Origin of the sequence: Acetobacter sp. P5B1 (genome assembly GCF_018811985.1) — a bacterium.
Taxonomy (GTDB): domain Bacteria; phylum Pseudomonadota; class Alphaproteobacteria; order Acetobacterales; family Acetobacteraceae; genus Acetobacter; species Acetobacter cerevisiae.
The window spans coordinates 203,375-229,132 of sequence record NZ_JACRVS010000002.1 but is presented as its reverse complement, the minus strand read 5'-3'; the positions used below and the strand labels follow the sequence as shown (position 1 = coordinate 229,132).

General features: G+C 57.4%; 29 protein-coding genes. 20 read left to right on the top strand and 9 right to left on the bottom strand.

Translation table 11 applies throughout. The features are described 5' to 3' along the window. Nucleotides 1-69: 69 nt before the first annotated feature. Nucleotides 70-687 carry a YjbE family putative metal transport protein gene (locus tag KP703_RS02450; protein WP_082779915.1) on the bottom strand — a complete coding sequence of 206 codons (618 nt, stop codon included), beginning with the start codon at nt 685-687 and terminating at the stop codon, nt 70-72. A gap of 158 nt (nt 688-845) precedes the next feature. Between KP703_RS02450 and purB the strand changes: the two genes are divergently transcribed. The 9 genes from purB (at nt 846) to KP703_RS02405 (ending at nt 7,649) form a co-directional block, all read left to right on the top strand. Then, entirely contained in the window at nt 846-2,195 is a 1,350-nt protein-coding gene (purB, locus tag KP703_RS02445; RefSeq protein ID WP_062140297.1) for an adenylosuccinate lyase, read from the top strand. Between the two features lie 133 nt (nt 2,196-2,328). Next, nucleotides 2,329-3,096 (top strand): phosphoribosylaminoimidazolesuccinocarboxamide synthase, encoded by a 768-nt coding sequence (gene purC, locus KP703_RS02440; protein ID WP_215753696.1) that lies wholly within the window; start codon nt 2,329-2,331, stop codon nt 3,094-3,096. A gap of 28 nt (nt 3,097-3,124) precedes the next feature. Next, nucleotides 3,125-3,367 carry a phosphoribosylformylglycinamidine synthase subunit PurS gene (gene purS, locus KP703_RS02435; RefSeq protein WP_043552652.1) on the top strand — a complete coding sequence of 81 codons (243 nt, stop codon included), beginning with the start codon at nt 3,125-3,127 and terminating at the stop codon, nt 3,365-3,367. Next, the gene (locus KP703_RS02430) at nt 3,364-3,735 is read left to right on the top strand and encodes a Rap1a/Tai family immunity protein (protein ID WP_062251146.1); all 372 of its coding nucleotides are present in this window, start codon (nt 3,364-3,366) and stop codon (nt 3,733-3,735) included. Before purS ends, KP703_RS02430 begins: the two co-directional genes overlap by 4 nt. Next, the gene (purQ, locus tag KP703_RS02425; RefSeq protein WP_215753695.1) at nt 3,732-4,433 is read left to right on the top strand and encodes a phosphoribosylformylglycinamidine synthase subunit PurQ; all 702 of its coding nucleotides are present in this window, start codon (nt 3,732-3,734) and stop codon (nt 4,431-4,433) included. Before KP703_RS02430 ends, purQ begins: the two co-directional genes overlap by 4 nt. Beyond that, nucleotides 4,430-6,628: a phosphoribosylformylglycinamidine synthase subunit PurL gene (gene purL, locus KP703_RS02420; protein ID WP_215753694.1), complete on the top strand. Its 2,199-nt coding sequence runs from the start codon at nt 4,430-4,432 to the stop codon at nt 6,626-6,628. The genes purQ and purL overlap by 4 nt, the downstream gene beginning before the upstream one ends. A 24-nt stretch (nt 6,629-6,652) precedes the next feature. Further along, nucleotides 6,653-6,883, top strand: a complete 231-nt coding sequence (locus tag KP703_RS02415) for a BolA/IbaG family iron-sulfur metabolism protein (protein WP_043552646.1) — start codon at nt 6,653-6,655, stop codon at nt 6,881-6,883. A 40-nt stretch (nt 6,884-6,923) separates the two neighbouring features. Next, nucleotides 6,924-7,262, top strand: a complete 339-nt coding sequence (grxD, locus tag KP703_RS02410; protein ID WP_062140289.1) for a Grx4 family monothiol glutaredoxin — start codon at nt 6,924-6,926, stop codon at nt 7,260-7,262. Nucleotides 7,263-7,400: 138 nt separating this feature from the next. Next, nucleotides 7,401-7,649 carry a hypothetical protein gene (locus KP703_RS02405; protein ID WP_373687416.1) on the top strand — a complete coding sequence of 83 codons (249 nt, stop codon included), beginning with the start codon at nt 7,401-7,403 and terminating at the stop codon, nt 7,647-7,649. A gap of 60 nt (nt 7,650-7,709) precedes the next feature. Here KP703_RS02405 and KP703_RS02400 read toward each other — a convergent pair whose 3' ends face one another. Next, complete coding sequence (locus tag KP703_RS02400; protein WP_215753692.1) at nt 7,710-8,126, bottom strand: YraN family protein; 417 nt, start codon at nt 8,124-8,126, stop codon at nt 7,710-7,712. A 44-nt stretch (nt 8,127-8,170) separates the two neighbouring features. Here KP703_RS02400 and cls point away from each other — a divergent pair, with 44 nt between their 5' ends. Further along, nucleotides 8,171-9,586 (top strand): cardiolipin synthase, encoded by a 1,416-nt coding sequence (cls, locus tag KP703_RS02395; protein ID WP_082779914.1) that lies wholly within the window; start codon nt 8,171-8,173, stop codon nt 9,584-9,586. On the opposite strand, the gene KP703_RS02390 is transcribed toward cls, so the two are convergent. Together KP703_RS02390 and KP703_RS02385 are read right to left on the bottom strand one after the other, a co-directional pair. Beyond that, nucleotides 9,581-10,285: an endonuclease/exonuclease/phosphatase family protein gene (locus KP703_RS02390; RefSeq protein ID WP_062273747.1), complete on the bottom strand. Its 705-nt coding sequence runs from the start codon at nt 10,283-10,285 to the stop codon at nt 9,581-9,583. The two genes, cls and KP703_RS02390, sit on opposite strands and share 6 nt — an antisense overlap. Then, a complete protein-coding gene (locus KP703_RS02385) occupies nt 10,282-11,373 on the bottom strand; it encodes an AI-2E family transporter (RefSeq protein ID WP_062251140.1) in 1,092 nt (363 codons plus the stop codon). The genes KP703_RS02390 and KP703_RS02385 overlap by 4 nt, the downstream gene beginning before the upstream one ends. A 206-nt stretch (nt 11,374-11,579) precedes the next feature. Between KP703_RS02385 and KP703_RS02380 the strand changes: the two genes are divergently transcribed. The 3 genes from KP703_RS02380 (at nt 11,580) to metC (ending at nt 14,611) form a co-directional block, all read left to right on the top strand. Further along, the gene (locus tag KP703_RS02380) at nt 11,580-12,461 is read left to right on the top strand and encodes a helix-turn-helix domain-containing protein (protein WP_215753691.1); all 882 of its coding nucleotides are present in this window, start codon (nt 11,580-11,582) and stop codon (nt 12,459-12,461) included. A 92-nt stretch (nt 12,462-12,553) separates the two neighbouring features. Then, nucleotides 12,554-13,396 carry a sulfurtransferase gene (locus KP703_RS02375; protein ID WP_215753690.1) on the top strand — a complete coding sequence of 281 codons (843 nt, stop codon included), beginning with the start codon at nt 12,554-12,556 and terminating at the stop codon, nt 13,394-13,396. A gap of 3 nt (nt 13,397-13,399) precedes the next feature. Beyond that, nucleotides 13,400-14,611 carry a cystathionine beta-lyase gene (gene metC / locus KP703_RS02370; protein WP_215753689.1) on the top strand — a complete coding sequence of 404 codons (1,212 nt, stop codon included), beginning with the start codon at nt 13,400-13,402 and terminating at the stop codon, nt 14,609-14,611. 15 nt (nt 14,612-14,626) lie between these two features. On the opposite strand, the gene KP703_RS02365 is transcribed toward metC, so the two are convergent. The 4 genes from KP703_RS02365 to KP703_RS02350 all read right to left on the bottom strand — a co-directional run bounded on the left by KP703_RS02365 (nt 14,627) and on the right by KP703_RS02350 (nt 18,858). Continuing rightward, nucleotides 14,627-16,126, bottom strand: coding sequence for a YifB family Mg chelatase-like AAA ATPase (locus KP703_RS02365; protein ID WP_215753688.1), 1,500 nt, complete (start codon nt 16,124-16,126; stop codon nt 14,627-14,629). A gap of 24 nt (nt 16,127-16,150) precedes the next feature. Next, nucleotides 16,151-17,404, bottom strand: coding sequence for a phosphoglycerate dehydrogenase (serA, locus tag KP703_RS02360; RefSeq protein WP_062251135.1), 1,254 nt, complete (start codon nt 17,402-17,404; stop codon nt 16,151-16,153). A 99-nt stretch (nt 17,405-17,503) separates the two neighbouring features. Continuing rightward, nucleotides 17,504-18,298: an inositol monophosphatase family protein gene (locus KP703_RS02355; protein ID WP_215753687.1), complete on the bottom strand. Its 795-nt coding sequence runs from the start codon at nt 18,296-18,298 to the stop codon at nt 17,504-17,506. Continuing rightward, nucleotides 18,295-18,858, bottom strand: a complete 564-nt coding sequence (locus KP703_RS02350) for a cytochrome c family protein (RefSeq protein ID WP_373687415.1) — start codon at nt 18,856-18,858, stop codon at nt 18,295-18,297. Before KP703_RS02350 ends, KP703_RS02355 begins: the two co-directional genes overlap by 4 nt. A 113-nt stretch (nt 18,859-18,971) precedes the next feature. Between KP703_RS02350 and KP703_RS02345 the strand changes: the two genes are divergently transcribed. The 4 genes from KP703_RS02345 to smpB are packed head-to-tail and all read left to right on the top strand — an operon-like array spanning nt 18,972 to nt 22,013. Next, nucleotides 18,972-19,706, top strand: a complete 735-nt coding sequence (locus tag KP703_RS02345; protein WP_215753686.1) for a 3-deoxy-manno-octulosonate cytidylyltransferase — start codon at nt 18,972-18,974, stop codon at nt 19,704-19,706. Between the two features lie 8 nt (nt 19,707-19,714). Then, nucleotides 19,715-20,611 (top strand): prephenate dehydratase, encoded by an 897-nt coding sequence (locus tag KP703_RS02340; protein ID WP_215753685.1) that lies wholly within the window; start codon nt 19,715-19,717, stop codon nt 20,609-20,611. 10 nt (nt 20,612-20,621) lie between these two features. Further along, complete coding sequence (dapA, locus tag KP703_RS02335; protein ID WP_062140255.1) at nt 20,622-21,512, top strand: 4-hydroxy-tetrahydrodipicolinate synthase; 891 nt, start codon at nt 20,622-20,624, stop codon at nt 21,510-21,512. A gap of 3 nt (nt 21,513-21,515) precedes the next feature. Further along, on the top strand, nt 21,516-22,013 hold the full coding sequence (smpB, locus tag KP703_RS02330) for an SsrA-binding protein SmpB (protein WP_062140253.1): 498 nt from the start codon (nt 21,516-21,518) through the stop codon (nt 22,011-22,013). A 111-nt stretch (nt 22,014-22,124) separates the two neighbouring features. On the opposite strand, the gene KP703_RS02325 is transcribed toward smpB, so the two are convergent. Continuing rightward, entirely contained in the window at nt 22,125-22,829 is a 705-nt protein-coding gene (locus tag KP703_RS02325) for a cold-shock protein (protein WP_082779481.1), read from the bottom strand. A 320-nt stretch (nt 22,830-23,149) separates the two neighbouring features. Between KP703_RS02325 and KP703_RS02320 the strand changes: the two genes are divergently transcribed. The 3 genes from KP703_RS02320 (at nt 23,150) to KP703_RS02310 (ending at nt 25,749) form a co-directional block, all read left to right on the top strand. Then, nucleotides 23,150-24,196, top strand: a complete 1,047-nt coding sequence (locus KP703_RS02320) for a lipid A deacylase LpxR family protein (protein WP_156470213.1) — start codon at nt 23,150-23,152, stop codon at nt 24,194-24,196. 190 nt (nt 24,197-24,386) lie between these two features. Continuing rightward, nucleotides 24,387-24,761: a hypothetical protein gene (locus KP703_RS02315; RefSeq protein WP_231866173.1), complete on the top strand. Its 375-nt coding sequence runs from the start codon at nt 24,387-24,389 to the stop codon at nt 24,759-24,761. 241 nt (nt 24,762-25,002) lie between these two features. Next, entirely contained in the window at nt 25,003-25,749 is a 747-nt protein-coding gene (locus KP703_RS02310) for a glycine betaine ABC transporter substrate-binding protein (protein WP_215753684.1), read from the top strand. Nucleotides 25,750-25,758 lie beyond the last annotated feature (9 nt).

Below are 25,758 nucleotides of genomic sequence, written 5' to 3'. Positions count from 1 at the left end.
CCCGGAAGATCAGCGATCCCGCATGCGCTGGCAAGTCATGATCGGCGCGGGAGAGGGGAGGTCAGCCCATCAATGAGAGAAGGGCAAATGTATCCAGACCTCACCACCACCTTTAACAATCAGCTCAATCGCAACACCGAGAACGATCAGCAGCCCAACCCACGAAATCCATTTGTACTTGTCCAAAAGGCGGGCGATAACGGACGCGGCAACCCCCATCAGCAAGACAGACAGAACCAGACCTGCCACCATCACAGCCGGATGCTCTGCCGCTGCACCAGCAACGGCCAGCACATTGTCCAGACTCATGGAAAGGTCAGCGAGAAGAATGCGCAGCACGGCCTTGCCGAAGCTGCCGGGCGGGGAAGCACCGTCCGCATCGTCATGCGGACCGGCCCGCATCTCCGAGTACATCTTCCAGCACACCCAGAGCAGCAACAGGCCGCCCGCCAGCGTCAGACCGATGATTTGGAGAAGCTGCACGGCGACCAGCGCCATCAGAATACGGATGAGGGCTGCCAGTGCGATCCCGACAAAAATGGCCTTCCGCCGCTCGCTCACTGGCAGAGAGCGCACAACCAGCCCGATCACAACGGCGTTATCTCCCGCCAGCGTGACGTCAATCATCACGACCTGAAGGAAGGCAAAAAGCGCTTTCAGGCTGAAAGCATCAAGAAAACCGTGCACGAAAACTCCGATTCGAGAGGCTGGGATCGCCAAAACAAGTCTCTGAACATCCTGAAAGAACCCGGAGTGTCAAAGTTTTTTGTTTCACGGGCAGACGCGGGGGCCGGAATCGGGTAGAGAGGCCCGCATCATTCCGTTCTCAGGAGGAACACCGCGTTATGGTGCCGCGCTATACTCGCCCTGTCATGGCCGCTATCTGGTCGCCTGAAAATCGCTACCGCATCTGGTTTGAGATTGAAGCACTGGCCTGCGAAGCCATGGCCGAATATGGCGCTGTGCCAAAGGAAGCCGCAAAAGTTGTGCGTGAGAAGGGCGATGCCGCAATGGCCGCTTTCTCCGATGCCGATCTGGCCCGCATTGACGAAATCGAGGCTGAAACACGCCACGATGTGATTGCCTTCCTGACCTGGCTTGCTGAGAAAGTTGGCCCGGAAAGCCGTTTTGTGCATCTGGGCATGACGTCATCCGATATTCTGGATACGTGCCTTGCCGTGCAGCTGACGCAGGCGACCGACCTGCTGCTGAAAGATCTGGACGACGTTCTGGATGCGCTGCGCACCCGTGCATTTGAACACAAGCACACCCTGACCATTGGCCGCAGCCACGGCATCCATGCCGAACCGACCTCCTTTGGTCTGAAGCTGGCCGGGCATTATGCGGAGTTCGTCCGCAACAAGGCACGCCTTGAAGCGGCTCGTGCGGAAATTGCCACCTGCGCCATTTCCGGTGCCGTCGGGACTTTCGCCCATCTGGACCCGCGCGTTGAAACCTACGTCGCTGAACGTCTGGGCCTAAAGCCCGAACCGGTCTCCACGCAGGTCATCCCGCGTGACCGCCATGCTGCCTACTTCTGTGCGCTGGGGGTGATTGCCAGCGGCATTGAACGTCTGGCTATTGAAGTGCGCCATCTGCAGCGTTCTGAAGTGCGGGAAGCGGAAGAATTCTTCCACAAGGGCCAGAAGGGCTCCTCCGCCATGCCGCACAAGCGGAACCCGGTGCTGACGGAAAACCTGACGGGTCTGGCGCGCCTTGTGCGGTCTGCCGTTATCCCGGCTCTGGAGAACGTGGCCCTGTGGCATGAGCGCGACATCAGCCATTCTTCCGTTGAACGGAACATCTGCCCGGATGCCACCATTGGTCTGGACTTCGCGCTGGCACGCCTCGCCGGCATGATGAGCAAACTGCTGGTCTATCCCGACCGCATGGCTGCCAACATCGAAAGCCTTGGCGGCGTTGTGCACTCAGGTGAAGTCCTGCTGGCTCTGGCCCGTGCAGGTCTATCACGTGAGGATGCTTATCGGATCGTCCAGCGCAATGCGATGGAAACATGGACCAAGCTCGGCACGCCGGAAGGCCGGACCTTCCGTGAAAATCTGGCGGCTGACCCGGAAATCTCCGGGCGTATTCCGGCAGAAACGCTGGATGCCGCCATGGACAGCCGCCAGCATCTGAAGGCGCTGGATGGCCTGTATCAGAAAGTATTTGGGGAACCCGGCCCGGCTCTGTGAGCTGGGGCGTCCCTATATCTTCCATGCCCGAAGCCTGCTATGACGCGTCTGAAGAAGGGAAGGCTGGTTTCAGTCTTCCCCCGGACCGGTTGCAGGGATCGGTTTTAAACGTTCAAGACAGGTAAGGATGACCATGGCCCGTCGCCGCCAGCTTTACGAAGGTAAAGCCAAAATCCTTTTTGAAGGTCCGGAACCCGGCACCCTTGTGCAGTATTTCAAGGATGATGCCACGGCTGGCAACGGTGTCAAAAGCGGCATCATTACCGGTAAGGGCGTACTGAATAACCGCATCAGCGAGCATCTGATGCTGCGTTTGCAGGAAATCGGCATTCCCACGCACTTCATCCGCCGCATCAACATGCGTGAGCAGCTGGTGAAGGAAGTCGAAATTATTCCGCTTGAAGTTGTGATCCGCAATATTGCTGCGGGCAGCATTGCCAAGCGCTTTGGTATTGAGGAAGGCACACGCCTGCCACGGACCATTGTAGAGTTTTACTACAAGAACGATGAGCTGAATGATCCGCTTGTCTCTGAAGACCACATCATCGCTTTCGGCTGGGCGTGCCCACACGACCTTGAAGACATGACCTCCATGGCCATGCGGGTGAATGATTTCCTGTGCGGCCTGTTCAGCGGCATTGGCATTCAGCTTGTAGACTTCAAACTTGAATTTGGCCGCTCCTGGGAAGGGGACGACATGCGGATTGTGCTGGCGGATGAAATTTCACCCGACAACTGCCGCCTGTGGGACAACCAGACCAACGAGAAGCTTGATAAGGACCGTTTCCGCCGTGACCTGGGCAATGTCCGGGAAGCGTATCAGGAAGTTGCCCGCAGACTGGGCATTCTGCCCGAAGCAGGCAATGGCGGAGACATGAAGGGTCCGGAGACCATGCAGTGACCATGCCGACAGCAACGGGGGCTTTATCATGAAAGTACGTGTAACCGTCATGCTTAAGGAGGGTGTGCTTGACCCGCAGGGGAAAGCCATCGGCCACGCATTGCACACATTGGGTTTCCCGGGCGTGAATGACGTCCGGGTCGGCAAGATTATTGATCTGGATGTTGAGGGCACGGACCGTGCCGCTGTCCAGAAACAGGCCGAAGACATGGCGCGGGATCTTCTCGCCAATCTGGTGATCGAAGACTTCACGGTTGAGGTGCTGGGATGAAACGCCTCGCCCTGATCGCCCTTGGGGGAGCTCTGCTTGCGCCGACGCTGGCCCATGCTCAGCGCATTTCCCCCATGCAGGCTGGCAACTTTGCCCGCATCTGCACCCGTGCAGCAGGTGCCACCGTGTGTGATGCCTACATCACCGGCGTTGCAGATGCTGTTGCTCTCTCCAAGATCAATGATCGCAACGAAGGAGACGCTTCCGCTCCGGCAGGCTTCTGCGTCCCGACGTCAGAAAATGGTGCTGCCATGCGCGTTAAAGTGCTGGCATGGCTGAAAGCGCATTCTGAAGCGATGTCCAAGCCTGTGGGCGAAAGCGTCTTCAAGGCTCTGCATGACTCTTACCCGTGTAGCAGCGCAAAATGAAAGCAGCGATTGTTGTCTTTCCGGGCACTAACCGTGAGCGCGATATGGCTATCGCACTACGGCGTGTAACCGGACATGAGCCCCGCATGGTCTGGCATCGTGATACCGACCTGACCGGGATTGATCTTGTGGTTCTGCCGGGTGGCTTCAGCTACGGGGATTACCTGCGTTGTGGTGCCATGGCGGCCCATTCTCCCATCATGACGGAAATCCGCAGCTTTGCGCAAAAGGGTGGTCATATTCTGGGGGTCTGCAATGGCTTTCAAATTCTGACGGAATCCGGCCTGCTGCCGGGTGCCCTGCTGCGGAACGCTAACCTGCGCTTCCTGTCTCAGGATTGCCATCTGCGTGTGGAACGGACGGATACGCCTTTCACCCATAAATGGCAGAAAGGGGATGTATTCCGCACGCCTCTGGCGCATGGGGACGGCAACTACACGGCTGACCAGAGCACATTGGACCGTCTGGAAGGCGAGGGACTTGTTGCCTTCCGCTACGCCGCGCCAAATGGTCAGGTGCAGGCTGACGATGTTGCCAGCAACCCCAACGGCAGCGTGAACAGCATTGCGGGCATTCTGAGCGAAAACACTCGTATTTGCGGCATGATGCCTCACCCGGAAGATCTTGTTGACCCGCTGATGGGCGGTGTGGACGGTCTGCCGCTGTTTGAAGGTCTTGTGGAGGCTCTTGTCCGGTGAAAAAGACCGTTGATGCATCTCTGGCCCAGGAATTTGGGCTGACGGCTGAAGAATATGCGCGCGTTGTCACCATCATGGGCCGCACACCCAGCCTGACTGAGCTGGGTGTGTTCTCGGTCATGTGGTCCGAGCACTGTTCTTACAAATCCTCTCGCAAATGGCTGCGCACGCTCCCCACCAAAGCCCCGTGGGTTATCCATGGTCCGGGTGAGAATGCTGGCGTGGTGGATATCGGGCAGGGCTATGCGGCCATCTTCAAGATGGAAAGCCATAACCATCCGTCCTTTATCGAGCCGTATCAGGGCGCTGCCACGGGTGTTGGTGGTATCCTGCGTGACGTGTTCACCATGGGTGCCCGCCCGATTGCCAACCTGAATGCCCTGCGCTTCGGCAATCCCGAAACGCCGCGCACGCGCCAGATTATTGATGGCGTTGTGCGTGGCATTGGCGGCTACGGCAACTGTGTGGGTGTGCCGACCGTAGGCGGGGAGATTAACTTCCACCCGGCTTATGATGGCAACCCGCTGGTCAATGCCATGACGGTTGGCCTTGCGCGTAAAGACCGGATTTTCCTCTCTGCTGCCGCAGGGGTGGGTAACCCGGTTGTGTATGTGGGCTCCCGCACCGGGCGTGATGGCATCCATGGCGCCACCATGTCCTCCGCCGAGTTTGACGAAAACGCCATGGCGAAGCGTCCGACCGTGCAGGTTGGCGACCCGTTCATTGAAAAGCTGCTGATTGAAGCCTGCCTTGAACTGATGGCAACGGACGCCATTGTCGCCATTCAGGACATGGGTGCCGCTGGCCTGACCTCGTCCGCCGTGGAAATGGCCGGCAAAGGTGGCGTCGGGATTGAGCTGGATCTGGACGAAGTGCCCCAGCGTGAGCCGAACATGACGGCTTATGAGATGATGCTGTCCGAGAGCCAGGAGCGCATGCTCATGGTCCTCAAGCCCGATCGCACGGAAGTCGCCCGCAAGATCTTCGAGAAATGGGAACTGGACTTCGCCATTATCGGGCATCTGACGGAAACCGGCCATATTGTGGTGAAACACAAAGGGCAGGTGGAAGCGGATATTCCGCTGGATCCGCTGGCGGATCAGGCTCCGATCTATGATCGCCCGGCCACCACGCCGGTTGTGCCGGAACCTCTCGGCGCTGTGCATGCCCCGCTTTCTCTGGATGCCGCACTGCTCAAGATGGTGGGGTCGCCGGACCTCGCATCCCGCGCATGGGTATGGAACCAGTATGACAGCACGGTTGGTGGCCAGACGGTGCGCCGTCCGGGCGCTGCTGATGCCGCGATTGTCAAAATTGAAGACACGTCACTGGCGCTGGCTATCACGACAGACTGCACGCCGCGCTATTGCCATGCTGCCCCCAAAACCGGGGGCGCACAGGCTGTGGCCGAAGCATGGCGTAACCTGACCGCGACCGGTGCCCGCCCGCTGGCTGTGACGGACAACCTCAATTTCGGTAACCCGGAAAAACCGGAAATCATGGGGCAATTTGTCGCAGCGATTGAAGGGATGGGCGATGCCTGTCGCGCTCTCGACTTCCCGGTCGTGAGTGGCAACGTCTCTCTGTATAATGAGACGCGTCAGCCGGACGGCTCTGCTCTGGCCATTCTGCCCACCCCCGCCATTGGCGCACTGGGTGTGCTGGATGACGTGGAGAAAGCCGTTGGCCTGGAGATGCAGGATGGTAAGGCCGTTGTTCTGGTGGGTGAAACCCGCGGAGAACTGGGCCAGTCCATCTGGCTGCGTGAAGTGCTGGGCCGTGAAGACGGGCCGCCGCCACCGGTTGATCTGGCTGCGGAAAAACGGAACGGTGACTTCGTCCGTCAGGAAATCCTCAGTGGCGCGGTTTCCGCCTGCCATGACCTTTCCGATGGCGGCCTGATGGTTGCTGTTGCTGAAATGGTGATGGCCAGCGGCGTGGGTTGTGAACTGGAAAGCCCGGACAGCGGCATCCGCCCCGAAGCCTTCTGGTTTGGTGAAGATCAGGCCCGCTATCTGGTCTGCGTCGATAATGCCGCAGAGTTCTGCGCCCGTGCAGAGCAGGCCGGTGTTCCGGCTCGTCTGATTGGCCAGTCTGGCGGAAATGATTTGATTTTGCCAAGTGGCGTCACAATATCTGCTGCACGACTTGTTGCCGCGCATGAGGCCTTCTTTCCGGCCCTGATGACCCGCTGAGTAACTGAAAGGGATCTGTAAGCCATGGCGATGTCCGCCACTGAACTTGAGACGTATCTTCGTCAGGCTTTCCCCGATGCGCAGATCAGGATTGATGATCTGGCCGGGGACGGTGACCATTATTCCTGCTCTATCGTGAGCGAGGCCTTCAAAGGTCTCAACCGCGTGAAGCAGCATCAGCTTGTCTATCAGGCCTTGCAGGGCCATATGGGCGGCAAGCTGCACGCGCTCGCGTTGCAGACGTCTGCGCCCTGAACGGCGTATTTTTCCGCTTTTTTAGCAAGGATCCAGGTTAATGTCGGAAACTGTCAAACAGCAGATCCAGAACGTAATTGATACCAACCCTGTCACGCTGTTCATGAAAGGTGATGCCGACTTCCCGCAGTGCGGCTTCTCCGCACGTGTAGTGCAGATTCTTGAGCATCTGGGCGTACCGTTCAAATCCGTGAATGTTCTGGCGGACGCCGGTATTCGTCAGGGGATCAAGGATTTCTCAAACTGGCCGACCATTCCCCAGCTTTACATCAAAGGGGAATTCATCGGCGGGTGTGATATCGTGACGGAAATGTACCAGTCCGGTGAACTCCAGACCCTGCTGAAAGAAAAAAATATCCCTCTTAAGGCAGCTTCCTGATTTTTTAAGTTGTCAGGCAATCAGAGGGCTGTGTAGTCTGAAAACAGACAAACAGAGGTGGGATATTTTTTGATGATGCGTCTTCCGTTTTTGCGCTGCGCCTTCGCTTTTGTTGGTTTGAGCGCAGGTGTTTTCTCCGTGAACTCTTCAGCGCACGCGGAACGTGTCATTTCCGATCTGGAAGCCAGCAAGCTGACGTTCGCGTCTTTGACTGCTGCGCCCCCGCCGGTTGTTCATGTGCGCCGTGTGAGCCACGTTGTTCGGGCCAGCCACACGCAGGTTGCCTCTCAGCGTGGCGCAACGTCTCGCAACATGGTGCATCTGGTGGCTTACCACCCCAGCAAACGTGTAGTTGCGCATGCTGCAACGCGCCGCCATCGCACCTGAGCGTTTGCGCCTCTAAACGTCTTCTAAAAAGCGCGGCTTGCCTCTGGCACCGCGCTTTTTCTACATCTGGCGGATAACATCTTTCACCCAGTGCAGCGCGTTTTGCTCATCAACCGCTATCAGGTCAAACCGCAATTCTTCGTAAACCCAGTGCTGGTGTGCCGCCAACAGACACTCCGCAGCCCTATAAAGCCGCCTTTGCTGAGAGACACCCAGACATTCCGTCGCACCGCGGAGTGTTTTGCGCTTTTTTACTTCTACAAAGCAAATCAAGCTGCCCTTGCGCATAACAATATCAATTTCACCACGGCGCGTGCGGGCTCTTTTTAAGAGAATAACCCAGCCTTCTTTCATGCAAGCCGAGCATACGGCCTCTTCCGCACTCAGGCCATCCTGATAGGCTCTTGATCCTCGCGCCTGCCGGAGCAACCTTTGTCGATTCTGTTCTGGTTCAATGATATCAGGCCTGACTGCCACCGTTTGATTCCTTTCAGGATGCATTTTGCCCCATGACGTTTGATATTCTGCCGCATCTTTCTCTGGTGACAGTCACGATCATTCGTTTTGTGCTGGTGACAAGCGTTGCGTTGCACATCCTTCTGACAAAAAGAAATACCTCATCCGCCATCGGCTGGATTGGCATTTGTGTTCTTATGCCTGCTTTGGGGACTGTTCTCTACGTCATGTTTGGAATCAACCGTGTGCGCCGTCTGGCTAAAAAGCTGGTGAGCGGCCGGTCCTCCCATCGGTTTGAAGAGTCCCATAGCTCATCCTGGAACAGAGAACTGGATGGGCAGTTTGCGCCTCTGGCCATGATGGTGGGCAAGCTGACCAGTCGCCCTCTGGTCGGCGGGAACAAAATCGTCCCTCTGCATGACGGAGACGGCGGTTACCCCTTCATGTTGAAAGCCATTGAAGAGGCCGAGCAGAGCATTCTGCTGTGTTCCTATATCTTTCGGAATGATCAGATTGGCGGTCTGTTTATCGAAAAGCTGATTGCAGCCCAGAAGCGCGGTGTGCAGGTGCGCGTTCTTGTGGACGGCATTGGGAGCGGATATTTTCTGTCTCCCGTTTATCGCCGGTTGAGGCGGGCAGGGGTGCCGTGCGGGCGCTTCATGCATTCCATGCTGCCCTGGCGCATGCCGTTCATCAATCTGCGCAATCACCGGAAAATTCTGGTGGTGGATGGCAAGACAGGCTTCATGGGCGGCCTGAATATTGCCGATGAAAATCTGGTTTCCAGAAAACCGCCGCATCCGGTGTCCGATACCCACTTCATGCTGGAAGGACCCGTCGTCAAACAGCTAGCCGAAGCCATCGCCTGGGACTGGTATTTTGTGACGCAGGAGACGCTGGAAGGCGATATCTATTTCAAGGAACACACCAGCACCGGGGAGTCAGTCGCCCGAATTGTGACCGCCGGCCCAGATACTGACCTTGAAAAAATTGAATACACCATGCTGCAGGCTATCACTCTGGCCCGGCGGCAGGTCAGACTGATGACGCCCTATTTCCTGCCGGGGTCACGCGTCATGTCGGAACTCGCACTTGCGGCCCTGCGTGGCGTGCAGGTGGATGTGGTCATTCCGCGTTGCAGTAATCATCCACCTCTGGACTGGGCCTGCTCCGCCAATATCGCGCCCCTACTGAATGCCGGTGTTCGCGTGTGGCTGGTCAATCCACCTTTCAACCATTCCAAGCTGATGGTGGTGGACCGGGCGTGGTCTTTTGTCGGAAGTTCCAACCTCGATATTCGCAGCCTGCGCCTGAATTTCGAGATCAATATGGAAACCTATGATGTCCTGATGGCAGAAATGCTGGATGATTTCATCTGCCATCACAGAAACCGGCGTCTGACCCACCATGATCTGGATAAACGGAACAAGCTGATCCAGATCCGTGATGCCGCAGCGCGCCTGTTTATGCCTTATCTATGACGCAACAGAGGCCAGCACTTTGATATCGGGCCGCAGCTGAACAGCGATAGGCCGATGGTCTGAGGCAAATACCGGGAGAACTCTGGCACTCAGGCAGCTCATGCCTTCTACCAGACAGCGGTCAATACGGATGGGAACCAGATCCACCATACGATGCGTCGGTGCTTTTGGTCCGACGTCTCTGAAGCCCGGCACCAGCGTCGGACCAACAAGGTTGAAGTCCCCCAAAATGGCACATGGTGCTGGCAGAAGTGCGGCAATACGCCGCAGTTGCCGCCGGTTCAGCACCTGCCCGTGGGACAGGTGAACATTGGCCAGAGAGAACGGGCCGTAATCAATAATTTGCGCATGACGTTTGACGACCGCGCCTGACGGAATAGTGCAGGCACGCGGCGTGCGGGCAAACGGTGTCCGGCTCCAGCAGGCCGGGCCATGAATACGGCCGGGTAGAGGCGCACGGGCATAGTAGCCGCCCAGAATATCTGACAGCACGTCAATTTCAGCCGTCGCTTCCTGCATCAGAAGAATATCCGGCCTTTCCGCTTCAATCAGGGCGACAACATCATGCACCGTCGCACCCGTTCTTCTCAGCAGGTTCCAGCTGATAATTTTGGTGCTGTCATGCTCTGTGGAGACAGGGGGCCGAAGCTGTTTTTTGCGACGGTGCGCATCCATGAGACGGAGAAAATGACGCCTCATGAGGGCTGTCTCCTTTGATCATCAGAAGAAGAATGAGAGGGCGCTTCCTGAGCGGCAAATTCCACAGTCAATGTGAAGCCCACAGCCAGCAGGATCGGCCCCAGAAAAATCCCCAGCCCCCCAAAAGCCATTACGCCCCCAATAACCCCCAAGACGGTCAGGAGATATGGCAGCTTGCTCCCCCGCGCAATAAACAGCGGGCGGATGACATGGTCGGCCCCGGAAATCAGTAAAAGCCCATAGAGAAGGAGCAGGACACCTTTGGCCACGTGGTGGTCGACCAGAAGCCAGAGGGACGCGGGCACCCAGACAAGCGGGGCCCCAATCGGCAGAACGGCCAGAAAAGCGGCCAGCACACCAAACATGACAGGTTCGGAAAGCCCGGTCAGCCAGAAGCCAATGCCGGTCAAAATCCCCTGAATGATCGCCGTCCCCAAAATACCATACACAGTGCCGCGCACGGTCCCGCCAATAATATGCAGGTGCCGGCCAGCATGTGGGCCGGCTATGCGGGTTATTACCGCTTTCAGCGTGTCACCCAAAGAAGAGCCACTGAGCCAGAAAAAGAAGGCGATGAACAAGGCCATCACCAGATGCAGCGCGCCATTGGCCACCTGCATGAAAAGCACCAGCAGGGACTGGATGATATCCCCCGCATAAGGCCTCAGGCTGGCCCCTAGATGATCCACATCATGGCTCCAGTGTTGCCACTGACCGGCAAGATCCTGCCCGACCATGGGAATATTTATCAGCCAGCCGGGAGGAGGGGGAAGATGATGGGAAAAACTGAAAAGGGCATTCAATTGAGACGCCCAGCGCGGGCTGGCAGCGATTGTCGTGGACGCCAGAAAAGCGAGCGGGATGACAAATCCCACAGCGCAGAGAAACGTCATGATCAGACTCGCAGCCAGAGCGCTCATACGGCGTCTGAGGTGCTGGAACACGGGCCATGTTGCGTATGTCAGAACGCCAGCCCACAAAATTGCTGAGGAAAAAGGGGCAAGAACAATGACGCATCCATAGGCGATGCCGCCAAGCAGCAGAGCCAGCATGATCCGTTCGGTTGTCAGAGTCAGCCCATCCATCATGGGCATAGTAAACCACGGATCCGGGACTTTGTCTGGTCTCTTAAAGCCTTTTCAGCATCGCAACGGGAACATACCGGCACCCGGTATCTGAAATTGTCTTAAGGCAGCATTGACGGGATTTTACAATCTGTTAACTAACGTATTATTAACAATACTATTCGATAAAACATTTTGTTCATAACGTGTTGATTCATAAGGTGGAAACTATGACTGCTGTCACAATGCATCTTGGTGAAATTGGTCAGCAGCTCAGAGCTTTTCGCCTTGAATCCGGCATGCGGGCTGATGAAATTGCGGCCCGTCTGGGTGTCTCCCGCGCAGCGCTATACCGGTATGAAAAAGGCGAAGTCATTAAGCTGGATACCGTCCAGAGGCTTGCTGAACTTCTCAATATCTCGCCTCTGACCCTGCTGGGGGTCGGCATTGAATATTACAGTTGCCCGGATAGTTTTTTCCAAAAAATCACACAGATTGAAGGTGATATTGAACAGATCCTGCAGGTCTCGGATCCGGTCTGCTATCAGGTCACATCACCCGCCTACGATGCTGTCCTGCTGGAAGCGCATGCCAGCCAACAGGGAAAAGAGGGGGGCGCTCTGATGGATGCGCCAGCCATCCTGGCGCAGTCAAAACGACGCGCACTGTATAGCCAGCGCAAACCGTCCATTATTTCCATGTTGCCTGAAAATCAGATTATCGACTTTCTGACACATGGCGTGGGAGCTGGCTTTCCCATGTCCTCAACATTGCGGCATAAAGCGCGGCAGGTTGCGGTGCAGGAAATCCGCAACATTATCACCTTGATTGACTCTGTCCCGATGGGACTTCAGTTCAGTGTCATTCCCAAAAACATCACCACAACATCGTGCATTTTCATGCGCCGCAGTGAGCTGATGGCCGTGGCCATCAACCCGTTCCGGACTGACTGCTCTGCAGAAAGCACCGCCGGAATTGCCATGATCACATCCTCTCCGGAAGCCGTAGCGACACATCAGCATATGCTGGAGACACTCTGGCAGACATCCCTTAAGGGACGAGAGGCCATTGACCGCCTCAAAACACTGGTGGAGCATCACGGAGCTGTCTGAAAAGACAGCTTTTTAAAACTCTGACCAATACCCTTCCGGGCAGACTTGCTTTACCCTCATCGATACTTCGTCGCTGGTCCGGGATTAATGCTATGTCGCCCCTTATTACCGTAAAGACCCTTGCCTGCTGGCAGGGAGAAAGCCCGCTGTGTATTCTGGATGCAACAGCGCTTTTGCCCGGAGAAACCAGCAACCCGGATGAGGCTTTTCTGAAAGCCCATATTCCCGGCAGTCTGCGGTTTGATATCGACCTTTTCTCCGACCCGGAAAGCACGCAGCCTCATACTGTTCCGTCTGCTGCGCGCTTTGGCCGCCTGTTTGGCGCTCTGGGCATCAGCAGGTCAACGCGTGTGGTGTTTTATGATCAGGGCAACACCGCCTCGGCATGTCGGGGCTGGTGGCTGGCCAGACTGTTTGGGCATGATCAGGCCTTTATATTGGATGGTGGCCTTCCGGCATGGCTGCGCGACAATCAGCCAATCGCACAGGGTGCTGCCCCTATGCCAACGGCTCAGCCTTACGCATGCCATACCCGTTTTGCGCGCCTGAAAGGGCTGGGGGATATGCTGGATATTGTTTCCGGTGCCTTGCAGCCCATTCTGGATGCCCGCTCCGCCGCCCGCTTTTATGGGGAAGTACCAGAACCACGCCCCGGTCTGGCCTCTGGACACATGCCCGGCGCGATTAATCTTCCTTACAAAAAGCTCCTTGCAGACAATGGGCAGTTTCTCGCCCCTAACCGCGTGCGGGAGATTTTGCTGGAAGCCGGAATGCCGGCGGATAAACCCGCTGTGACAACCTGCGGCTCAGGCATGACGGCAGCCGTCCTGAGTGTGGGCCTTGCGCTGGCTGGCTTTGACGAAGGTGCGCTCTATGACGGCTCATGGGCAGAATGGGGTGCCACGCCAGGCGCACCCGTGACGAAAGGATCTTGAACAATGACGTCTGACGCCAACGTGACACGCGGCTGGGACAAGCTTTCCTCCACGCTCACCCGCCTGGGCAGACCGGAAGCACAACCTGAAGGCACGCCCGTCAACATGGCCCTCACGCGCGGCTCCACGGTGTTGTTTCCCACGCTGCACGACATGCGCCACCAGGGGCAGAAACGCTTTGACCATGCCTATATTTACGGAGCCATGGGCACACCTGTTCAGCACGAGCTTGAAAAAGCGATTGCGGTCATTGAGGGTGGGTCAGACTGTCAGGTTGTCTCATCCGGGCTTGCGGCCTGCACTACGCCGTTGCTGGCATTCCTGAATGCCGGGGACCATTGCCTGCTACCAGATTCTGTCTATAGCCCGACCCGTCGGTTTGCAGAAAACGTACTCAAACGCTTTGGCGTGGAAACAACCTATTATCCGCCCTGCGCCTCTGCTGAGACACTGACCGGCCTGATGCAGCCCAACACACGGGTATTGTTTTCAGAAAGCCCGGGCAGCCATACGTTTGAAGTGCAGGATGTTCCCATGCTGGCCCGCGTTGCCCACGCGCATGGGGCCCGACTGATGATGGATAATACCTGGGGCTTCGGCATTTTTGCACCGTTCACGCATGGCGTGGATGTCTCTATTCAGGCGCTGACCAAATACCCCTCCGGTCATTCTGATGTGATCGCCGGGGCTGTTACGGTTGCAAAGGCAGAAGACTGGCATCTGCTGCGAGATACCGCCATTCAGTTGGGCCAGCTTGCCGGGCCGGATGATTGCTGGCTGACCCTGCGCGGCCTGCACACCATGGGGGTACGTCTGTCTCATCAGGCGCGGTCCGCCATGCAGGTTGCGCACTGGCTAAAAGACCGGCCGGAAATTGCCCGGATCCTGCACCCGGCCTTCCCCGAATGTCCGGGCCACGAAATCTGGAAGCGTGATTTTACCGGGGCAGGAAGCCTGTTCGGCTTTGTGCTGAAAGACACATTTAGCCAGAGCGCTATGGAAGCCATGATTGATTCACTGAAGCTGTTCGGCATCGGCGCATCATGGGGCGGGTATGAAAGCCTCGTGCTGCCAACCAGCAAAGGCATTACCCGGAACTTCCCGGCAGATGAGGCTGAAGGGCCGTCCATGCGCCTGCAGATTGGACTGGAAAGCCCGGATGATCTGATTGCTGATCTGGAACAGGGACTGAGCGTTTTAAAAGCCCATGGCTAGCAGCGCGCTGGCTGTTTAATCCTGCCCGGAGCGGAGACGAAAGGTCGCCGCTTCGGCCACATGGGGAGACTGAATTTCGGTCTCTCCCGCCAGATCAGCAATGGTACGGGCAACGCGTATCATGCGGGTATAGCCGCGTGCTGAAAAACGGAAGCGTGTTGCCACTTTCTGCGCCAGAGCCTGCGCGGCCTCCGTTATCGGCATCTGTTCCAGAGTGGCCTGCGCATTTTTCATGCCGTCATGTCGGGTATATTGCCGCTGGCGCGCGACCTGCACCCGTTCCGCTACAGGTGCACTCGCCTCACCAGACGGGCCGGAAAGATAATCCAGCGGCTCGAACGGCTGCATCGCCACATGAATATCAATACGATCCAGTAGTGGCCCGGAAAGCCGTGCCATGTAATCCTCGCCGCAGCGGGGAGCCTTACGACATTCCTTGCTGGCATCCCCCAGATACCCACACCGGCATGGGTTCATGGCGGCAATAAGCTGGAAGCGGGCAGGGTAGGTTACGTGCAGCGCGGCACGAGCGATACTCACACGCCCCGTTTCCAGAGGTTGCCTCAGGGCTTCAAGTGCTGCGCGGGAAAATTCCGGAAGCTCATCGAGAAACAGAATTCCGTGGTCGGCCAGACTAATTTCACCCGGCCGTGCCTTGCTTCCGCCACCTACCAGAGCTGGCAAGGTTGCAGAATGATGCGGGTCTCGGAAAGGAGGGCGTCGGATCGGACGACCGTCTTTCAACAATCCGGCGGCACTATAAATGCGCGAGACGTCCAGACTTTCCCTCTGCGTCAGATCTGGCAGCAGACTGGGCAGGCGGGCAGCCAGCATGGATTTTCCGGCACCGGGTGGCCCGGAAAGAAGAATGGAATGGCCACCAGCCGCAGCAATTTCCAGCGCCCGGCGTCCGGTTTCCATCCCCTTGATCTCAGAAAGATCCGGCAGACGTTCAGAGGATGGGTCTGGCGCGCGTTCGGAGAAAGCCGGTGGCGTGAGAACCTGAAGACCGGTGAAATGATTAATAAGAGCGAGAAGAGTGGGGGCGCCCAGAATGGCAATATCGCCGCCGCACAACGCTTCTTCCGCCTGCCTGGCCGGACAGATCAACCCCAGAGACATGGCGGATGCCTCAATGGAGGCAGACAGCACACCAGCCACCGGGTTTAGCCGACCATCCAGAGAAAGTTCACCCAAAGCTGCAAAACGCGACACCTCTTCGTAGGGCAGAACTTCCATGGCGCAGAGCAGGGCAAGCGCTATAGGCAGGTCGAAATGCGACCCTTCTTTAGGGATATCGGCAGGGACAAGATTGATAACAATGCGCTTGGCGGGCAGCGCCATACCCATGGAGGTCAGAGAGGCGCGGACGCGCTCCCGGGCCTCCCCCACTGCCTTGTCAGGCAGGCCAACAATCAGAAATGCCGGGAGGCCGGACGAAATCTGGACTTCCACCCAGACAGGCCGCGCCTCTATCCCGGCGAAGGCAAAACTACGGATGCGGGAATTGATCATTCCCGCCCCCGGACCGCCATCAGATCAATGACCCTGATAGATCAGACGGGCACGAATGGTGCCCTCAAGGTCACGCAGAGCGTGCAGGATGGTGTCATCCGTATCCTTGTTTTTACCCGTATCAGCTTCCACAACCACGTAGCCGATCTCACCATCCGTCTGCAGGAACTGCGCTGTGACGTTGCAGGTCTGCTTCAGGAAGATTTCGTTCAGACGCATCATCATGCCCGGCACGTTGTGGTGCACGTGCATAAAACGGGTGCCGCGCGGGCTCTGCGGGAGCTGCACACCGGGAAAATTAACAGCGCCGAAGGTTGACCCCACATCGGAATATTCGACCAGCTTACGGGCCACTTCCACCCCAATGCGCTCCTGCGCTTCGGCCGTGGAACCGCCGATATGCGGTGTCAGAATGACGTTATCCAGCTCCTTGAGCGGCGTTTCCAGACGATCATTCGGACCTTTGGGTTCCTTGGGGAACACATCGATAGCCGCACCTAGCAGATGCTTGTCTTTCAGAGCCTCGGCCAGCGCATCAAGGTCGACAACATTCCCGCGGGCGTTATTGATCAGGAACGAGCCTTTTTTCATGGCGCGGATCTGTTCAGCGCCCATCATGTTTTTGGTTGTCGGGAGCTGCGGCACATGCAGGCTCACCACATCACTCTGGCTCAGCAGGTCTTCCAGCGTATCAACCGGCATGGCGTTCCCATGGCCGAGCTTATCCACCACATCATAGTAAATGACGCGCATGCCGAAAGCTTCTGCCAGAACGGACAGCTGTGAGCCAATGGACCCGTAGCCAACAATCCCGAGCGTCTTGCCGCGCACTTCCCAGCTATTGGCGGCGGATTTGTTCCACAGGCCCTGATGACAGCCAATGGAGCCGGGGAAAATGCGGCGCATAAGCATGACAATCTCGCCCATGACCAGTTCGGCCACAGAGCGGGTATTGCTGTAGGGCGCGTTGAAGACCGGAATCCCGTTCAGCCGGGCGGCTTCCAGATCCACCTGGTTAGTTCCAATGCAGAAGCAGCCAATGGCAATCAGACGGTCAGCGCCCTCAATTACCTCTTTGGTCAGCTGCGTGCGGGAACGGATCCCCACAACATGGACGCCTTCCAGAGCTTTTTTCAGGGCATCGCCTTCCAGCGCTCCCTTGTGGCGGACCACGTTCTCGTAGCCGCTGGCTTTCAGCAGCGCGACAGCGCTATCGTGAACGCCTTCAAGCAGCAGAATGCGGATCTTATCCTTGGGGAGGGACAGTTGCGTGCTCATGAGGAATGACCATACCTGTTGTGCTGAAGCGCAGGCCTATCGCAAAATGCGGTAAATTCATAGGTCTGGCGCAGTGAATCGTTAAAATGAGCGAGCCTGTCAGCCATGCCCGACCAGAGTGCTTACGGCCTCGGCATGCAGAGCAGGGTCTCCCGCCGCCAGCACGGTCCGGTCTCCATCCGCTCTGAGCGGGCTGCCGTCCCATGCCGTGATTTTACCACCAGCTCCTTCAATAACCGGCACAAGCGCGGCCCAGTCCCATGGGTTCATGTCGCACTCTGCAATCAGATCAACCTGCCCGAGCGCCAGCAGGCCATAGGCGTAGCAATCACCGCCCCATGTCATGCGCTTGGCACGGGCTTTCAGCGTTTTCCAGCCTTCATGCGGCGCACTTTCCAGCATTTCAGGCGATGTGCAGGAGAGTTCCGCATCTGCCAGACGCGGACAGGGGCGCGTAACCGGCGCACCACCCAGCGGGGAACTGAAACGGGTCTGCTGCCCGGTCAGGCCAATCCAGCGCTCCTGCAGAACGGGCTGATCAATCACCCCCAGCACAGGCTGACCGTCCCGCAGGAGCGCGATCAGCGTTCCAAACAGTGGCCGGCCCGTCACAAAAGCCCGCGTCCCGTCCACCGGGTCCAGCAGCCACCGATACCGGGCGGCGTCATTCACAAGACCGAATTCCTCTCCAAACACCCCATGGTCAGGCAGACGCTCCGCGAGAATGGCACGCATCACACGCTCGGCTGTGCGGTCTGCAATGGTCACGGGGCTTTCATCCGCCTTGTCGGTAACGCTGATACCCCGCCGGAACCATGGCCGCACCACGCATCGGGCGGCCTCGGCCATCATGATGGCTACGTCCAGAAAGGGGTTCAGATCGTCATCGCTCATGGGTTCACCTTGGGATCGGAAGAAGGAGCGGGGGCTTCGGCATCCCCCAATGTGTGCAGATACGCGATAATATCCGCGCGCTGAGCCGGATCAGGCAGACCGACCAGAGACATGCGTGTGCCGGGCGCAAACCGGGCAGGGGACGTGAGCCAGTCCGACAAAGCCTGATCTGACCAGACATGCCCATGCTGGCTTTTAAGCGCCGTAGAATAAGAATAGTTGGAAAGCCCCGCAATTCGGCGACCTGCTACGCCGGAAAGATTAGGCCCAACGCCATCGGACGCACCCTCATTCACGGCATGGCAACTTGTGCAGACCTGATGGACAAGCGCATCGCCTTTTTCAGCATCCGCATGCGCCATGAAATGGGCAATAGGTTTATTGTCCAGACCGGGGAGAGAAAACGCAGGTTTTGCGGGGGCTGTCTGAGGCACAACGGCTGAGCCTACAGCGCTACACATCCATACGGACACGCCGGAAAGCAGAAAGGCCGCGCCCAGCCGGTTGAGAAACATGCTGTCCATACGAGAAGCCGGGTCCTCCGGTTGCGTTTGGCTCACGCCTTTTCTAGACTGCGCGCCGCTTCCTGTCATGCAGGGCGCTGTGCCAGTTTCGGCAGCGTTTTCACACTGTTTCCAAGGCTATATTCCGTGCCGTATTCCAGAGCAAGCTGATGATCTCCCCGCTTGTCATCATCCCAGCCCGGCTTGCCTCCACACGCCTGCCCGGCAAACCACTGGCCGATATTGCCGGACGCGCCATGATTCTGCGGGTGCTGGATGCGGCCATTGCTGCGGATGTCGGCCCCGTTGCTGTTGCCGCGGCGGATCAGGAAATTTGTGATGTGGTGACACAGGCTGGCGGTCGCGCCGTGCTGACAGACCCGGACCTTCCATCGGGCTCAGACAGAGTCTGGCAGGCAGCACAAGAGCTTGACCCTGAGGGCGAGCACGATGTGATCATCAATTTGCAGGGAGATCTGCCGACGTTTTCCCCGGATGATCTGCGTGCCGTAATGCGCGTGATGCCTAACCCGGCCTTCGATATTGGCACGCTGGTAGCTCCGGTCCTCTCTGAAGACGAAAAACTGGCTGCGTCCGTAGTTAAGGTTGCCTGCCATTTTGACGCAGATACACCCTGCGCTCCGGCCCTGTATTTCTCCCGCAACCCGATTCCGTGGGGCGAGGGGGGGCTGTGGCACCATGTCGGTGTTTACGGCTGGCGACGGGAAGCGCTGAAACGTTTTGTATCCTTGCCGGAATCGGGCCTTGAACGCCGCGAGAAACTGGAGCAGCTTCGCGCTCTGGAAGCCGGGATGCGTATTGGCTGCGCACGCATTGACGCAGCCCCCTTTGGTGTGGACACCCCGGCAGACCTGGACCGGGCCCGGCAGCATTTCAAGGCATGACACACGCAATGACTGATAAGATCATCGCCTTTCAGGGGGCCCTGGGCGCCTATTCCGACCTCGCATGTCGCACAGTTAAACCCGGCTGGCGCACGCTACCCTGCAAGACGTTTGCCGGGGCCATAGAGGCTGTTCATACCGGCCGCGCGGATCTGGCCATGCTGGCCTGCGAGAACAGTCTGGCAGGGCGCGTGCCGGATATTCACACACTGCTGCCGGCCTCGGGCCTGCATATTGTGGGTGAGCATTTTCAGCGCATTGAACACTGCCTGCTGGGCGTGCCCGGTGCCAGACTGGAAGATATCAAGCGCGTCCATACGCACCCCGTCGCCATGGGGCAGATCTGCAATCTGTTGCGAGAGCGTGGCCTGACGCCGGTTACGGAGTTTGATACGGCGGGTGCGGCAGAGCTGGTGGCGCTCTGGGGCAAAAAAGAGGAAGCCGCAGTTGCCTCCGAACTGGCAGCAGAGCTGAACGGTCTGGAAATTCTGCTCAAAAACGTGGAAGATGCGAAGCACAACACCACGCGCTTCTACATCGCCTCCCGCACGGCGGAGCGCCCCGCCTGCGGCACCCCGCATGTGATGACGACGTTGATTTTTAACGTCAAAAATATTCCCGGTGCGCTCTATAAGGTGCTGGGAGGTTTTGCCACCAACGGCCTGAACATGACGCGGCTGGAAAGCTACATGACAGGCGGAAGCTTTGCTGCAACACGCTTCCTGATGGACGTAGAAGGCCATCCGGAAGAAAACCGGCTGGGCAAAGCCTTGTCAGAACTTGAATTTTTTGCCGCGAACGCCGAAATTCTGGGCGTATACACGCAGTCGCCTTTCCGGCGACACATGACCGGCGCTCCCTCTGAAGACCAGACTTCAGGGCACGCAGACGCCATTTCGGGATAGACGACAGCTCATGTCAGACACACGCTTTACAGGCTCCATTACCGCTCTGATCACCCCGATGAACCGGGATGGCAGTCTGGATTTCACGTCCTTTGAACATCTGGTGAACTGGCAGATTGAAGAAGGCACGTCCGCCCTCTGCGCCATGGGGACCACGGGGGAAAGCCCGACCCTGTCGCATCAGGAGCATCACGAAGTTATCGAACGCGCCATCAAGGTTTCTGCTGGCCGCGCTCCCGTGATTGCAGGCGCAGGCTCCAACAGCACGAGTGAGGCGGTTGATCTGGCGCGCCACGCTGAAAAAGCCGGGGCTTCTGCGGTGCTGGTCGTCACGCCGTACTATAACAAGCCGACGCAGGAAGGCCTTTACCGGCACTTCATGGCCGTTGCGGATGCAATTTCCATTCCGGTCGTGCTGTATAACATTCCGGGCCGCTCGGTGATTGATATCAGCGTGGAAACGATGGCCCGACTGGCACGCCATACCAATATTATTGGCGTGAAAGATGCCACGGCCAATCTGCTGCGCCCGCTGCAGGTACGCCGCGCCATCAGCAAGCCTTTCAATCAGCTTTCTGGTGAGGATGGAACGGCAGTATCCTTCCTCGCAGCAGGAGGCGATGGCTGCATTAGCGTCACCTCAAATGTCGCTCCAGCTCTATGCGCCAAGGTTCAGGCCGAGTGGCAGGCTGGTCGTGTAGCAGACGCCATCGCCACACAAGATAAGCTCCTGCCGCTGCATGACGCTCTGTTCTGTGAAAGCAATCCGGCACCGGTTAAGTATGCAGCCAGCCTTCTGGGTCTGGCCGGGGAAACCTGCCGTCTGCCGCTGGCACCGCTCACCGAACCTTCACGCCGACTGGTCAAAGCGGCGCTGATTGATGTCGGGCTGCTGAACTAAGCCATGGCAAAGAAACCAGCAAAGGCGACCATGATTTCTCATGGTATTGCCGCACAAAACCGCAAGGCGCGCTTCAATTATACCATTACGGAAACCATTGAGGCAGGTCTGGTCCTGAAAGGGGCTGAGGTCAAAAGTCTGCGTATGGGCCGGGCCACGATTGCTGAAGCCTTTGCTGCGGAACGCGATGGGGAGTTGTGGCTGCTCAATAGCTATATCCCGGAATATCAAGGGGGCGTTCTGTCTCGCTTCGATACGCGCGCACCGCGCAAGCTGCTCCTGCACCGCAAGCAGATTGAGAAATTTCTTGGTGCTGTTGCGCGGGAAGGGGCGACGCTGGTTCCGCTGGATATTCACTTCAACGCCCGTGGCTGTGCAAAAGTGACACTCGGCTTGGGTGAAGGCAAAAAGAGCGTGGACAAGCGCCATGCGATTGCGGATCGGGACTGGCAGAGAGACAAGGCCAGACTGCTACGCAACAAAGGGCGCGGAGACTACTAAGCCCCGCGCCTCTCTCCCTGGGAGGCAGCAAGCTCCACCTACCCAAGAGGCAGGCATAAAAAAACCCCGCACAAGGCGGGGTTTTCTCGTTTTATACGGTTTGTATAAAACTTAGTCTGCGTCGATTGCAGCGGCTTCCGGGCCTTTCTGACCCTGAACAACCTTTACATTCGTGACCTGACCTTCGTTGAGGCTAGCCAGACCAGAGCGCTCCAGAGCTGAGGCGTGAACAAAGATGTCCTTGCCGCCGCCATCAGGCGTGATGAAGCCGAAGCCTTTGGTCGCATTGTACCATTTTACGGTACCGCGCACTTCTTCAGCAGAGGAAAGATCCGGGGCCGGACGCGGAGCGCGACCACCAAAACCACCAGCGCGCGGTGCACCACCAAAGCCACCGGGAGCACGCGGGCGTTCCGGCTGAGCTGTGCTTTCGTCAACGGAAATGACTTCTGCAACCTGACGGCCCTTCGGACCCTGACCGATGCGCACGGACAGAGTGGCACCGGGGCTTACGCCGTCGTGACCAGCCTGGGACAGGGCATTGGCATGCAGGAAGACATCGCCGGAACCATCAGACAGTTCAACAAAGCCGAAGCCTTTTTCGCTGTTGAACCATTTAACAGTCGCTCCGATTTCCGGACCGGAAGCGATAACCTGCGGGCCGCCACCTCCTGCGGGTCTGCGCGGAGCGTATCCGCCACGGTCACCACCGCCAAAAGCGGGGCGTTCGCCATAGGAAGGCGTTGACATAAAATCATCGTCAAATCCGCCGCGGCGCGGAGAACGAGAGCTGCGGTCGGTCCTGTTACTTCTCAACGGTCTTGATCCTGGAGCATGGAGAAGGCATTTGCTTCTCCAGATATTGAAAAATGGGCAGAGTGGTCTGCAACCACACCCAATCATGGCTTACCATACCGGGTGTGGCGTCGCTATAGAAAAGCATGAAATCGGGCCGGGTTTCATCTCTTTTCCAAGCTATAACATTTTTGTGACAATCAAAGCGTAAATAGAGGCTGACTGAACATCCTGCAAAGCGGATAGCTGGGAATCAGGGTTTCTTGTTGCAGCGTAATCAACTAAAGAAAATAAAACTGACTCTGCATTGGCAGAACGAGAGGAAAGCTATGTCCGCCGTCATGAAATTACCCCACGTGAGGTATATTGCTGCCGCAACCCTTATGCTGGCTGGTAGCGCTCTTGCTTCTCGCTCTGCGCATGCAACGCCCTTACAGGACAAGCAGGGCACATGGACTCTGCAGGGGGAAAATGATGCCGTTTCCACCCTGAAAGGCACGTCTGACCAGTACTATACCAGTGGCCTGCGGCTGAACTGGACGTCTGGCACCGATACGCTCCCCACACCCATTGCCGCCATCAACAAGGCAATCTGGGGCAATGGGGTGCAGCGCATCAGCATGGGCCTGCAGCAGATGATCTTCACCCCGCGTGATACGCAGTCCGGCAGCCCGTGGGCACCCGGGCAGCAGCAATCAAGCCTTCTGCGGGACCGTCCGTATTCCAGCCTTCTGCTGGGCACCATCAACCTGATTAATGATACAGACACCACACGCAGCGTGTTTGGCATCCAGGGCGGTGTGATGGGGCCAGCTGGCCTGGGGCGTCAGCTTCAGAATGGCTTCCATGGCGCCATTGGGGACACCAAAAATCAGGGCTGGAAGCATCAGCTCCAAAACCAGCCTATTTTTCAGGTGCAGGGTGGGCGAACCTGGCGTCTGCCGCTGGTCAACCTTGGCCCGGTCCAGTTTGATACGCTGCCCTCAGCCGCCGCCGCGATTGGTGATTACCAGATCTACGGCAAAATCAGCGACATGATCCGCTTCGGGCAGGGGCTTGATAGTGACTTTGGTGTGCCGACCATTCAGGCCGCCGGCACCGATGGTACAGATGCCTATAAGGCCACACGCCCTGTTGCCTGGTACTTCTTTGGCGGGGTGACCGGTGAGGCCGTGGCGTATGATGCGTCCCTCGAAGGCAACACCATGCGCGGCAATTCCCTGCACGTGAACAAGAAATGGGATGTGGGCGAAATTCACGCAGGCCTTGCGGTCATGTTCTATGGCCTCCGCGTGTCCTACAGCCAGGTCTGGCAGACTCAGCAGTTTGATGGCGCAAAATCAGGCCTCTTCAACTACGGGTCGCTCATGGTTTCCGCGAAATTCTAAGGAAGATGATCACAAAAAGAACAATTGCTTAAAAAATAGGCATTAATTTTCTGTAATTGTTCTTTTTTTGTGGTTTTTGCGCAACTTTATGAAGTTTCTGCCTCATTCTGAGGCGCAGATTCACGTTTTAGCTTGGCGTTAAGGAAACCGTCCTTTTACATTTGAATACAGAAAGACCCTCTGGTGTTCGATGGAAATGGAAATTCTGATGCCGCGTAAGAATGATGCCTCATCTGTCAGCAATGTTATCCCGTTCCAGATGGAAATCTTGTCGGGCCACCGGGAATACCTGTCCCGCTGGGTTCATGCCGGACACCCGATGGGCGTCTGTGATGCCGACATCTTTTCCGTCGAACAGCGGCAGGCTGGCGTATCTTCTGGCTACGTTCTGATCTGGGTGCGGGAAACCGCAGACCCTGCCTACAAAATCTACTCTCGCGGGAACAGCTGGGTGGTAATGGACGCCATTCGGGAAAATGTTCTGGGCCAGTTCCGGTCTTTTGCGGATGCCCTGCACATGGTGCGCCCGGTGCTGCCCCGCCCCGAGAAAATTGTGGCGGCATGACATAAAAAGTGGCCCTATACCGCCGCGCTTTCTCCTCAAACACGGTCTTTTTCTGTAACACTCTGATGCTCCCGCATCAGGGTGTTTTTTTATTGGCGTCTCTCCTTGTCGCAACGCGGCATCAGGGTGGCGCTGCGTGCCACAAGAAGGGCAGTAAAGCGATTTCAGGGATTGCGCATCCGCTCTTCTCCTGCTGCAAGGTCTCAGCAAGACCTGCAAGCCTGACCTTAAGGAAGATGATATGACGACGATAACTCTCGCCCACCCAGACTCAACAGTTCATGAGGCGACAGCGGCGGCTATCATCCGGGTTCTGGAAGCAAATGATGTAGAGCCTGAAATTGTCATCGGTCCGAAATCTGCTCTGGCTGAGATGCTGAAAAACGGGGAGGTCGATCTCTACGTTTCCGCATGGCTGCCGGATGATTCCGACCTGCTGGCACCGGGCGTCACCCCGCTCGGCAAGCTGTTCCAGCCCAGCGCATGCTGCTGCATCTCGCGCGAAGATGGACCTGTTGTCTCCCTGAGCGACGTGGCGCAGGCCGGGCCGGAGCTTTCCCGCACCATCATCACCCCGGCATCGCTGCAGAAGCACGTTGAGCAGATGCTTGCAGACTACGCACTTACAGACGCTGGGTTTACCCTCAAAGTTCTGCCTGACGAGGAAGCTCTGGCCTCCATCACAGCGGCGTTAAACAGCAAAGACTGCATTCTTATGCCGCTTGTTCAGCCTTGTTTCCTGTTCCATCAGGGCGGCTTTCGTATTCTGTCCGACCCCAAAGGCAGCATGGGCAAAGAGCAGGAAGCCCGCATGCTGATGCGTCCCGGTCTTGCTGACGACATGGATCAGGATTTGCAGGATGAGCTGGACGAACTGATGCTGAGTGTGAAAGTGATCAGTGCCATGGATTTCGCCATGCGCACAGAAGGCCTGACAGCGGATGAAGCTGCCGAGTCCTGGCAGCGAGGTAAACTGTTGCCGCGCTAAGGGAGAAAC